9 protein-coding genes, 1 tRNA gene, 2 rRNA genes, 1 other RNA gene and 1 other annotated feature are annotated in these 11,289 nt (G+C 43.7%); of the genes, 9 read left to right on the top strand and 4 right to left on the bottom strand.

What is annotated here, in order from left to right; all coding sequences use genetic code 11:
* A 23S ribosomal RNA gene (locus CVN76_RS04840) occupies positions 1-627 on the top strand; the annotation flags it as partial.
* A 64-nt stretch (positions 628-691) separates the two neighbouring features.
* Positions 692-807 (top strand): 5S ribosomal RNA (rrf, locus tag CVN76_RS04835).
* A gap of 73 nt (positions 808-880) precedes the next feature.
* On the opposite strand, the gene CVN76_RS04830 is transcribed toward rrf, so the two are convergent.
* Positions 881-1,846 carry a YaaC family protein gene (locus CVN76_RS04830; RefSeq protein WP_100530488.1) on the bottom strand — a complete coding sequence of 322 codons (966 nt, stop codon included), beginning with the start codon at positions 1,844-1,846 and terminating at the stop codon, positions 881-883.
* Positions 1,847-1,958: 112 nt separating this feature from the next.
* On the opposite strand from CVN76_RS04830, the gene guaB reads away from it, so the two are divergent.
* From guaB to CVN76_RS04810, 4 genes are all read left to right on the top strand, one after another.
* Positions 1,959-3,422 (top strand): IMP dehydrogenase, encoded by a 1,464-nt coding sequence (gene guaB, locus CVN76_RS04825; RefSeq protein WP_100530487.1) that lies wholly within the window; start codon positions 1,959-1,961, stop codon positions 3,420-3,422.
* Between the two features lie 174 nt (positions 3,423-3,596).
* Positions 3,597-4,916, top strand: coding sequence for a D-alanyl-D-alanine carboxypeptidase family protein (locus CVN76_RS04820; protein WP_100530486.1), 1,320 nt, complete (start codon positions 3,597-3,599; stop codon positions 4,914-4,916).
* Between the two features lie 68 nt (positions 4,917-4,984).
* Positions 4,985-5,210 (top strand) — a binding site (T-box leader).
* A gap of 64 nt (positions 5,211-5,274) precedes the next feature.
* Positions 5,275-6,552: a serine--tRNA ligase gene (gene serS, locus CVN76_RS04815; protein WP_100530485.1), complete on the top strand. Its 1,278-nt coding sequence runs from the start codon at positions 5,275-5,277 to the stop codon at positions 6,550-6,552.
* A gap of 145 nt (positions 6,553-6,697) precedes the next feature.
* Positions 6,698-6,790, top strand: a tRNA-Ser gene (locus CVN76_RS04810).
* 278 nt (positions 6,791-7,068) lie between these two features.
* Here the strand turns inward: CVN76_RS04810 and CVN76_RS04805 are convergent.
* From CVN76_RS04805 to CVN76_RS04795, 3 genes are all read right to left on the bottom strand, one after another.
* Positions 7,069-7,740, bottom strand: coding sequence for a deoxynucleoside kinase (locus tag CVN76_RS04805; RefSeq protein WP_061143386.1), 672 nt, complete (start codon positions 7,738-7,740; stop codon positions 7,069-7,071).
* Positions 7,718-8,377 carry a deoxynucleoside kinase gene (locus CVN76_RS04800; protein ID WP_100530484.1) on the bottom strand — a complete coding sequence of 220 codons (660 nt, stop codon included), beginning with the start codon at positions 8,375-8,377 and terminating at the stop codon, positions 7,718-7,720. The genes CVN76_RS04805 and CVN76_RS04800 overlap by 23 nt, the downstream gene beginning before the upstream one ends.
* A 174-nt stretch (positions 8,378-8,551) precedes the next feature.
* Positions 8,552-9,097 carry an isochorismatase family cysteine hydrolase gene (locus CVN76_RS04795; protein WP_100530483.1) on the bottom strand — a complete coding sequence of 182 codons (546 nt, stop codon included), beginning with the start codon at positions 9,095-9,097 and terminating at the stop codon, positions 8,552-8,554.
* Between the two features lie 152 nt (positions 9,098-9,249).
* Here CVN76_RS04795 and tadA point away from each other — a divergent pair, with 152 nt between their 5' ends.
* The 3 genes from tadA to dnaX all read left to right on the top strand — a co-directional run.
* A complete protein-coding gene (gene tadA / locus CVN76_RS04790; RefSeq protein ID WP_100530482.1) occupies positions 9,250-9,735 on the top strand; it encodes a tRNA adenosine(34) deaminase TadA in 486 nt (161 codons plus the stop codon).
* Positions 9,736-9,851: 116 nt separating this feature from the next.
* An RNA gene (ffs, locus tag CVN76_RS04785) (signal recognition particle sRNA large type) lies at positions 9,852-10,116 on the top strand.
* 182 nt (positions 10,117-10,298) lie between these two features.
* Positions 10,299-11,289, top strand: a 991-nt coding sequence (gene dnaX / locus CVN76_RS04780; protein WP_157805525.1) for a DNA polymerase III subunit gamma/tau, incomplete at its 3' end; no start/stop codon positions are given.

Here is an 11,289-nt window from a genome sequence, read left to right as displayed (position 1 = left end):
AACGGAGGCGCCCAAAGGTTCCCTCAGAATGGTTGGAAATCATTCGTAGAGTGTAAAGGCACAAGGGAGCTTGACTGCGAGACCTACAAGTCGAGCAGGGACGAAAGTCGGGCTTAGTGATCCGGTGGTTCCGCATGGAAGGGCCATCGCTCAACGGATAAAAGCTACCCCGGGGATAACAGGCTTATCTCCCCCAAGAGTCCACATCGACGGGGAGGTTTGGCACCTCGATGTCGGCTCATCGCATCCTGGGGCTGTAGTCGGTCCCAAGGGTTGGGCTGTTCGCCCATTAAAGCGGTACGCGAGCTGGGTTCAGAACGTCGTGAGACAGTTCGGTCCCTATCCGTCGCGGGCGCAGGAAATTTGAGAGGAGCTGTCCTTAGTACGAGAGGACCGGGATGGACGCACCGCTGGTGTACCAGTTGTCTTGCCAAAGGCATAGCTGGGTAGCTACGTGCGGACGGGATAAGTGCTGAAAGCATCTAAGCATGAAGCCCCCCTCAAGATGAGATTTCCCATGGCGCAAGCTAGTAAGATCCCTGAAAGATGATCAGGTTGATAGGTCAGAGGTGGAAGCGTGGCGACATGTGGAGCTGACTGATACTAATAGATCGAGGACTTAACCAACGCTTTTGAAAAAATGAAATACCTTCTTATTATCTAGTTTTGAAGGAACAATGTTCCTGATATGTTTGGTGGCGATAGCGAAGAGGTCACACCCGTTCCCATTCCGAACACGGCAGTTAAGCTCTTCAGCGCCGATGGTAGTTGGGGGTTTCCCCCTGTGAGAGTAGGACGCCGCCAAGCCATTATAAAAAAGATCAGCCATCGCGGCTGGTCTTTTTTCGCATTGTTTCGGTTTCTAAAATAGGCGGAAGCATCAATTGCCGAACCTTTCGGACTTCAGCCATTCAAATATTAGTAATGGCACCTTAGCTTGGCTTATTTTGAGGAATTGCACAATACAGGGGTAATCATCGTTAGGCATTGTTTTCAGCAGTTCTGCCCACCATTCTGTTTCATAACGGGCTATTATACTAAGATTATAAGAAATCAAATAATGCAGTAAAAGTTCAGGCATTGAAAATGCTGACGAATCTTTATTGATTGATAGCATGAACTGCCCTTCTGCCCAATTATAGCGAATCGGAGAAGAGGCATTATGCATGAGGATGTGATCAGGTTTTAGCAGGAGGACTCCAGAAGCTTCCTCAATATGGTACACTTGATTCGTTCTGGAGTTTAAAAATTCCTCCAAACGGCTGCTGGACATCCGGTAGTTATCCAGTACGGCTGGGGGTAATTGAAAACAATCGGAGTTCTGCAAGAGAGGAATGAAGTTATTCCGGGAAGCGGACCATGAGAAGGTTTCCATATCCGGAATTTCCCTCAGTAATGTAGCCATGGAATATTTTTCACCTTCTAGATGCCTGATATGGAACATTTTTTCGGCAATGGAGGTGAAAAGCCCATTCTTTTGCGTTTTCACTTCATCCTTTAAAAACTCGTATTGCTGCTTTTTTCTTTTTCTTGTCGTGACCCCGTGGGCAAGTAAGGAAGTCGATTCAGGGTAATTAGGGTCAATCGTGAGCAGGCAGGCTTTCAGCAGTTGAGCAAAACCATAAAATGATAGGATTGGCTGTATCGAAAGCGGAGATATGGCCGCCTGTTTATAATAAGTTTTTGCATGTTCCAAGTGGTATATAAATGGATAACAATTTTCGTAACTTTTCATTTCCGCATCTGCAACTTTTTCATCGTTGTAACACTTTTGTAAAAAAAGTTGTGAGGAAGATGCGGAAAAAAAAGGGGTATATTTATCGAAATTATCATTGTTTTCAGGCATTGCAGCTTCTCCTTCTAATTAATAGAATAATCAAACATTTACTTCTCTTCTTGACAGTAGTATGTCCTATTGATAACCTACAAATAATATTTTTAAGCAGGAGGGGAAAATAATGTGGGAAAATAAATTTGCAAAAGAGGGTTTAACCTTTGATGATGTCCTATTAATTCCAGCGAAATCAGAGGTTTTACCGAAAGATGTTAACCTTCAAGTCAGTTTAGCCGAAAATCTGAAGCTAAACCTTCCTATCATCAGCGCAGGAATGGATACCGTGACAGAGGCTGAGATGGCGATTGCCATGGCTCGTCAGGGCGGACTCGGCATCATTCATAAAAATATGTCGATTGAAGCACAAGCTGAGCTAGTCGATAAAGTAAAGCGTTCAGAAAGCGGCGTAATTACCGATCCGTTCTTCTTAACCCCAGATCACCAAGTATTTGATGCAGAACACTTGATGGGCAAATATCGGATTTCAGGTGTGCCTGTCGTAAACAATATTGAAGATCAAAAACTTGTTGGTATCATTACTAACCGTGATTTGCGATTTATTTCCGATTTCTCCTTGAAGATTTCCAGTGTCATGACGGTAGAAAACCTTGTGACAGCACCTGTGGGAACCAACTTGGAACAAGCTGAGAAAATTCTTCAAAAATATAAAATAGAAAAGCTTCCCCTTGTAGATGATCATGGCGTTCTTAAAGGACTTATTACGATCAAGGATATCGAGAAGGTCATTGAGTTCCCGAACTCAGCTAAAGATAAGCAAGGAAGATTGCTTGCAGGTGCTGCTGTCGGTGTGACCAAAGATACGATGAAGCGTGTAGAAATGCTTGTTAAGTCCCACGTCGATGCAATTGTCCTTGATACTGCCCACGGTCACTCTGCTGGAGTTCTGGATGTGGTGAAGGAGATCCGTGAGACATATCCAGAGTTAACGATCATTGCCGGTAACGTGGCAACTGCCGCAGGAACGAAAGCATTGATCGAAGCTGGAGCCGACGTGGTGAAGGTTGGAATCGGACCTGGTTCAATCTGTACGACAAGGGTTGTAGCCGGTGTAGGCGTCCCTCAGATTACGGCAGTCTTCGATTGTGCGACGGAAGCAAGAAAACATGGTAAGACGATCATCGCCGATGGCGGGATAAAGTACTCTGGAGATATCGTTAAAGCACTAGCGGCAGGAGGACATGCAGTCATGCTCGGCAGTATGCTTGCCGGTGTAACCGAGAGCCCGGGCGAAACGGAAATCTTCCAAGGCCGTCGCTTTAAAGTATATCGCGGCATGGGTTCTGTAGCTGCCATGGAAAAGGGATCTAAAGACCGTTACTTCCAAGAGGATAATAAGAAATTCGTTCCGGAAGGCATCGAAGGCCGCCTTCCATACAAAGGACCATTATCCGATACGATCTTCCAGCTGCTAGGTGGCATTCGTTCCGGAATGGGATATTGCGGTACAGCGACATTGGAAGAATTGAGGGAAAACTCCCAATTCGTGAAAATGACTGGTGCCGGATTAAGAGAAAGTCATCCACATGATGTCCAAATTACAAAAGAAGCACCGAACTATTCCTTGTAATGATTTTAACATCTAATCGTCATTAAAATTTATTATGAAAATAGACAGAGTCCTCGATTACTCTGTCTATTTTTTTTATTTTTTCTGTGATAAACTAGACAAGGTGTCAAGGGAATTACATAAAGATTTTTCTTTGTTAATAGAGATTAGCTTAAAAGTTGGAGGTATTGGAAATTGAAAAAAATCAGCAAGATAACCCTCATTTTCACTTTTGTTTTTGTTCTTGTTATGTCGCAATTTGCCTATCAACCGGGGGAAGCTGTTGCTGAATCTGATAATTTGGGTTTAAAAGCAGAAGCAGCCATCATAATTGATGGTAAAACAGGTCAAATCGTGTATGAAAAAAATGCCGATAAAGTATTGGGCATCGCTTCCATGTCAAAAATGATGACTGAGTACATCATAATGGAGTCCATTAAAAATGGGAAAATCAGTTGGGATCAAAAAGTAAAAATCAATAAGTATGTGCATGATCTTTCAAAAGCACCGAATCTGTCGAATGTTGGTTTGACGGAAGGTGAGGACTATACAGTTAAGGAACTTTATCAAGCCATGGCCATCTATTCAGGAAATGCAGCGACAGTGGCATTGGCTCAGCTAGTTTCCGGAAGTGAAAAGAATTTCGTTAAATTAATGAACGAAAGAGCAAGTAAATTAGGCTTGAAAAATCATAGATTCGTAAATGCCAGCGGTTTGAACAATTCCGATCTATTGGGGGAATACCCTACCGGTAAAGCAGATGATGAAAACGTCATGACAGCGAAGGATACTGCTCTGCTTGCTTATCGTCTTATCAACGATTATCCTGAAGTATTAAAAATCGCCAGCATCTCCAAATTGAAATTCCGAGATGGCAAGGAATATCCGAACTTCAACTGGATGCTGCCAGGCCTTATATTCGAATATAAAGGCGTGGACGGGCTGAAAACGGGATCCACTGAATATGCCGGCTATGGCCATACAGGTACGGTCATACGGGATGGTCAACGCTATATCACGGTTGTCATGAAGTCCACTAATAAGAATCAACGTTTTGCGGACAGCACCAAGCTGATGGACTATGCGTATGCAACCTTCAAAAAAGAAAAAGTCCTTCCAGCCAAGTATCAGGTGAAAGGGGAAGAAACCCTTTCAGTTGTTAAAGGTAAGGAAAAAAGCGTCAAGATCGAATCAGAAAAAGCAATTGAGCTGCTAGTAGAAAATGGCGGTAAAGATAACTATAAAACCGATCTAGTGATCGATAAAAACAAATTGAACGAAGCCGGTAAGCTGACGGCACCAATCAAAAAAGGTGAAAAGCTCGGCTACATCACCGTCACTCCTAAAAAGGGCGAAGATTACGGGTACATTAACGGCAATTCAACAAAAGTTAATGTCGTAGCTGCCGAAACGGTAGAAAAAGCAAATTGGTTCGTATTATCCATGCGGGCAGTTGGCGGATTCTTCGGGGATGTATGGAGCAGTGTAGCTTCAACTGTTAAAGGTTGGTTTTAATATTCGTGTATAAAAGTGTTGCGTAATGTATAAAATTATAGTACATTATGGAAAACAATCCGATACGAACAAAAGCAATGACAGGAATTAGTAACAATGATTTCTTTCCGAAGAGAGCCGGTGGTTGGTGGAAACCGGTGTGAGAATTTTGTGAATCCCTCCTGGAGCAGAGTATGGAAAGCCCCTTTGGGCCAGTAATTACTTTCGGTTAAAAGCCGTTATCGTGGTAAGTGGTAGGCAGTTTTCATATGCCTTCAACTAGGGTGGCAACGCGGGTTAACTCTCGTCCCTTCTTTAGGGGACGGGAGTTTTTTGCGTTCTTTTATAGATTATAAAAATAATAAGGAGGACTTGAAAAATGTTGGATTTGAAATATGTAAGAAATAATTTTGAAGAAGTAAAACGAGTACTGCAATTCAGAGGAGAGGATTTAACCGATTTAGGTAAATTCGAGGAGCTTGATGTGAAGCGCCGCACGCTGATTGCCGAAACGGAAAAATTGAAAAGCAAAAGGAATGAAGTTTCTCAGCAAGTGGCCGTCTTAAAAAGAGAGAAAAAGGATGCGGATCAAATGATTGCCGAAATGCGTGAAGTCGGCGATCAAATCAAAGGGTTCGATGATGAGCTTCGTGAAGTGGAGGGCAGGTTAGGCACGTTACTGCTTTCCATCCCCAATATCCCTCATGAAAGTGTGCCGGTGGGAGAGACGGAAGACGATAATGTCGAAATCCGCAAATGGGGCGAAGTGCCTGAGTTCAAGTTTGAACCTAAACCGCATTGGGATGTAGCTGGAGATTTAGGTATCCTTGATTTTGAAAGGGCGGCTAAGGTGACTGGAAGCCGATTTGTTTTTTATAAAGGTCTTGGCGCTCGACTGGAGCGCGCCTTAATCAGCTTCATGCTGGATCTTCATGTCGAAGAGCACGGCTATGAGGAAATGCTGCCTCCATATATGGTGAACCGTGCAAGCATGACGGGAACTGGTCAATTGCCTAAATTCGAGGAAGATGCCTTTCGGATCGAAAGTGAGGATTACTTCTTGATTCCTACAGCCGAGGTGCCTGTGACGAATTACCACCGTGATGAAATCATGAGTGGCGATGACCTGCCGATTAGCTATGCTGCATTTAGCGCTTCTTTCCGATCCGAAGCTGGATCTGCCGGACGGGATACCCGCGGGTTGATTCGTCAGCATCAGTTCAACAAGGTTGAATTAGTGAAATTCGTGAAGCCGGAAGATTCTTATGCAGCGTTGGAGACTCTTACTGGTCATGCAGAAAAAGTCCTGCAATTGCTGGGCCTTCCATATCGGGTGCTAAGCATGTGCACGGGCGATCTAGGTTTCACGGCTGCCAAGAAGTATGATATCGAGGTTTGGATCCCGAGCTACGGTACGTATCGTGAAATCTCTTCTTGCAGTAACTTTGAAGCATTCCAGGCTAGGCGGGCCAATATTCGCTTCAGACGTGATGCAAAAGGCAAACCGGAGCACGTTCATACATTAAACGGTTCTGGTTTGGCGATTGGCCGTACTGTTGCAGCCCTTCTGGAGAATTATCAACAGGAAGATGGCAGTGTAATCATTCCTGAAGTATTAAGGCCGTATATGCGCGGTGCGGAAGTCATTAAACCGTAAGTTTTCAGTGAATGCAAGAAAAATCAGCCTCCATAGAAAAGAGGCTGATTTTCGTTTTTATATGCGTATAAAAATTATTTCAAAAAAACGTTCAAGAGTGCTTGACTTTGATTTTAAATCGATGTATTATAATAAATGTTGATACGGAGGTATACCCAAGTTCGGCTGAAGGGATCGGTCTTGAAAACCGACAGGGGAGTCAAATCCCGCGGGGGTTCGAATCCCTCTACCTCCTCCATAACTTATTAATAACCACAGCGCATAAATTGGATATCGATGAATCCCGTTACAGAAATGTAACGGGATTTTTGTTTTCTGCTATATTATTTGCCCGCTCTTTTTAGGAAATGCTCTATCGCGTGCTTCAAATGCAGCCGGCACTTCAGGCATGCTTGAAAGGTCTGTGTTTGGCAAAGGCTTTATGTCTTTTTACTCCCTCCTCTTGGCAGACAAAAAACGGCACTTTGGAATGATTAGATTGCATCTAACGCTTCCGAAGTGCCGTTCAATTATCGTTTACCTATTTCGTAATAAACTGGTTTGCTCCATATAATCGGCAATCCGCTTTATGAGTGGTTCGATGCTCGCTTCATCCTGCATGAGGTCATATTCGTTTATATTCAAGCGAAGGACAGGGCATGCATTGAATTGATCGATCCATTCTTCATAACGGCCATGCATCTCTTGCCAGTATTCAATCGGGGTATGCTGCTCCATTGGCCGTCCGCGTTCCTGGATCCGTTCAAGGATATCGTCGAGTGACCCTTCAAGATAAATCAGTAAATCAGGATGTGGGAAGTAGGGCGTCATAACCATGGCGTTGAAAAGGCTTGTGTATGTTTCGTAGTCCACTTCATTCATTGTCCCTTTTTCATAGTGCATTTTTGCAAATATACCGGTGTCTTCATAAATGGAACGGTCTTGGATGAAGCCTCCGCCATATTCAAAGATTTTCTTTTGTTCTTTAAACCGTTCAGCGAGGAAGTAGATTTGCAGGTGGAAACTCCAACGATCAAAATCATCGTAAAATTTATCCAGGTAGGGGTTCGTATCAACCTTTTCAAAAGATGTCCTGAATTGAAGGGCATCGGCTAACGCATTGGTCATGGTCGATTTTCCTACGCCTACCGTCCCTGCTATCGTAATGACGGCGTTGTTTGGAATATTATATTTCTTTCGTAAGTTCATTTGAATTTACTCCTTTTTGCAGGGCATTCTCTATTTGGCTGATTATCGTTTTTAAATCATCCTTGTTCCCGACGAAATCCAGTTCATCTCCGTTAAAGGTAAGAACAGGAATGTCAGGGTGTTGTTTCTCGAACCTTTCCATGAAGGTCTGATAATCCGACGATAACTGCTCTAAATAAATGGACGATATATTCTTTTCGATCTCACGTCCTCTTTTGCCGATTCGGGAAAGAAGAGTGTCCAGACTTGCATGTAAATAAATAACCATATTAGGTCTTGGCATATCGCGGGTTAAAATATTGAATATTTCAAGATATTTATTGTACTGTTCGTTTTTTAACGTTCGCTCAGCAAATATCAAGTTCTTGAATATATGGTAATCAGCCACCACGGCCTGGTCTTTAGTGAGATACTTTTTTTCGATATCTTCCAATTGTTTATACCGGTTACATAGAAAAAACATCTCTGTTTGGAAGCTCCACTCTTCGATGTTATCGTAGAATTTCCCGAGAAATGGATTTTCATCTACAATTTCCTTCAATAGTGATATGTGAAAGTGTTCTGCAATAATTTTTGCCAGTGATGTTTTTCCCACGCCGATTGGACCTTCGACTGTGATAAATGGGGTGGATTTCATCCAATCTGTCCTCCTTCAATGAGGTATCAAGCTGCAATTCCCAGTTTATTAGGTTTTTCAGCCAAGAGATATTGTATCACAGACTCGGGACTTTAGTGATATTTTTGTCAGGTTGATAATGAAGGAGAATGCAAGATTGGTTAACGGGGAGCTTCGGAAGGCGGAATTGCTGCCTTATCCATCCCCGCTTTTCCTGATGGAAGCCTTGAGGACATGGTCCATCATCTTTAGGGCATAATTGTTATCTTCCTTTGATGCCGACGCGATGCAATCCTCGGGTATCCATAATTGATATTCCCTCATATAGGCATCATTGGCGGTAAAAAGCACGCAGATATTGCCAGCTATCCCCGTGATGATCAAGGTCTCGACCTTCAGCTGTTTGAGCAGGGTATTGAGGGCTGTCCCATAAAATGCAGAATGTTTTGGTTTGATGAGGAAGAACTCATCCTGCTGTGGCTTTATCCTTTCGATCAAAGAGGCATTGCCGTCATTTTTGCACCTGTCGATTATTTTATCGAAGTCGGCCTGCCATAAATCATAATGATCATTGATATAGATGATCGGGAAGCCTTTTTCTTTCATCCGTTTTTTTATCTTTAAGATCGGATCGATGATCAGCTCCGTATGTTCAAGGAGCATATCACCGTGCTTGAACTGAAAATCATTGATCATATCAATGATGAGCAAGGCGAAGGACGTTGATTCGTGTCGTTTCATGTTATATCCTCCTTGTATGGTGATCATTTACTTGCGGCTCATATGCAGCTTGCGTTACTATTCATTAGAATAAGTAGTATGACCTTTATTTTGTCTTATATTTGTCTGTTTACTCCTACTTAATATAAGGGGGTTTTTTTATCAAGGATGATATGTATTACATGAATTTAGCCTTAGAGGAAGCGAAAAAGGCACAGAGTTTGAATGAAGTCCCGATCGGCGCCTTAATCGTGATAAATGATCAAGTCATTTCGACGGGGCATAACCTGAGGGAGACGGAGCAGAATGCAACGGCGCATGCGGAGCTGCTTGCGATTAACGAAGCGTGCCGTGCTGCCGGCAGTTGGCGGCTTGAGGACGCGACGTTATATGTGACCCTTGAACCATGCCCCATGTGTGCGGGTGCGATTCTGCAGTCCAGGATAAGGCGGGTCGTTTTTGGTGCGCATGATCCGAAGGCTGGCTGTGCCGGTACATTCATGGATTTGCTCCAAGATGAGCGGTTCAATCATCAATGTCAGGTAACGAGTGGTGTATTGGCAGAGGAGTGCGGCGGGATATTGACTGCTTTCTTTAAAGAGCTCAGGAATCGCAAGAAGGCCATGAAAAAAGAGAAGGCCCTCAAGAGTGCAGAATGAAATATGCACTCTCCATTTGATCTAACCGTTCAATGAACAACACTTGCGTTTTTTTTGTTACCTTAGTATAATGAATTATGCGTCGTTAAGACGCTTGAAAATTGGTATCACATTTGCCGTGCTAGACGGGGAGGTAGCGGTGCCCTGTACTCGCAATCCGCTCTAGCGAGGTTGAATTCCTTCTCGAGGTTAGCATTCTGTAGGGTCTGCCTTAAGTAAGTGGTGTTGACGCCCGGGTCCTGCGCAATGGGTCTCCATGAACCATGTCAGGTCCGGAAGGAAGCAGCATTAAGTGGAAGTTCTCATGTGCCGCAGGGTTGCCTGGGCCGAGCTAACTGCTTAAGTAACGCTTATGGTTGCTAATCGACAGAAGGTGCACGGCAGTTATTTTACATAATCAAAAAACTCATTCGTAGCGAGTGGGTTTTTTTTTGCGCAAAGAAAGTACATGACTTGGCTTTTCTTTAATAATCAGCGTTCCATTAATTTTCGATATAGACTTTGAAATTAAGGAAATCAGTAATGTATAATAAAAAAGATGGAGAAAACAAGGAGGGATTTCCGTGGGGTATCAAGCATTATACCGGGTATGGCGGCCACAGCAATTCATTGATGTAGTGGGGCAGGAACATGTGACGAAAACATTGCAGAATGCCTTGCTCTCCCAGAAGGTTTCGCACGCCTATTTATTCTCCGGTCCACGAGGAACAGGGAAAACGAGTGCTGCCAAAATTCTAGCAAAAGCAGTGAATTGTGAGCATGCCCCGACAAGCGAGCCCTGTAACGAATGTGCTACCTGCCGCGGAATCACTGATGGCTCCATATCAGATGTGATAGAAATTGATGCAGCATCCAATAATGGCGTCGAGGAAATCCGTGACATTCGTGATAAAGTGAAATATGCACCGAACGCGGTCACATATAAAGTTTATATCATCGATGAGGTACATATGCTTTCACAAGGTGCCTTCAATGCGCTGCTAAAGACATTGGAAGAGCCTCCAAAGCACGTTATTTTCATTTTGGCGACGACCGAGCCGCATAAGATCCCGCTTACGATCATTTCCCGTTGCCAGCGATTTGATTTTAAAAGGATCCAGCCGCAAGATATAGTTGGCAGGATGTCACAAATCATTGCGGAAACGGGCGTTTCGTGTGATGAACAAGCCTTGCATATCATAGCCAGGGCAGCCGAAGGTGGGATGCGGGATGCACTGAGCCTGCTTGATCAAGCTATTTCCTTCAGTTCGGAGACTGTAACGGTGGAAGATGCATTGACTGTCACAGGTTCAGTTTCGCAGGCATTTTTAAGTCGGCTGGCAAAAGCGATATATGATAAAGAAGTGGCAGTGGCCCTAGAGGTACTTGAAGAATTGCTGGCGATGGGGAAAGACCCGGCCAGGTTCATAGAAGACATGATTTATTATTTCCGTGACATGCTTTTGTATCAAACGGCACCAGCTCTGGCAGAATCCTTCGAACGAGTATTGATTGATCCCCAATTTAAAGAATTGGCGGAAGTGATCGCTTCGGAAACGATTTACTCCATTATCG

The sequence above is a fragment of the Bacillus sp. mrc49 genome, from assembly GCF_002803435.1.
The sequence above is the reverse complement of the archived record's forward strand: the minus strand, read 5'-3'. Positions and strand labels throughout refer to the sequence as shown.

Coding starts and splice junctions, on each gene's coding strand:
- CVN76_RS04830 (WP_100530488.1), bottom strand. CDS start 1,846: ATGCCTGAAAACAATGATAATTTCGATAAATATACCCCTTTTTTTTCC.
- CVN76_RS04805 (WP_061143386.1), bottom strand. CDS start 7,740: ATGAACTTACGAAAGAAATATAATATTCCAAACAACGCCGTCATTACG.
- serS (WP_100530485.1), top strand. CDS start 5,275: ATGTTGGATTTGAAATATGTAAGAAATAATTTTGAAGAAGTAAAACGA.
- tadA (WP_100530482.1), top strand. CDS start 9,250: ATGTATTACATGAATTTAGCCTTAGAGGAAGCGAAAAAGGCACAGAGT.
- CVN76_RS04800 (WP_100530484.1), bottom strand. CDS start 8,377: ATGAAATCCACCCCATTTATCACAGTCGAAGGTCCAATCGGCGTGGGA.
- guaB (WP_100530487.1), top strand. CDS start 1,959: ATGTGGGAAAATAAATTTGCAAAAGAGGGTTTAACCTTTGATGATGTC.
- CVN76_RS04795 (WP_100530483.1), bottom strand. CDS start 9,097: ATGAAACGACACGAATCAACGTCCTTCGCCTTGCTCATCATTGATATG.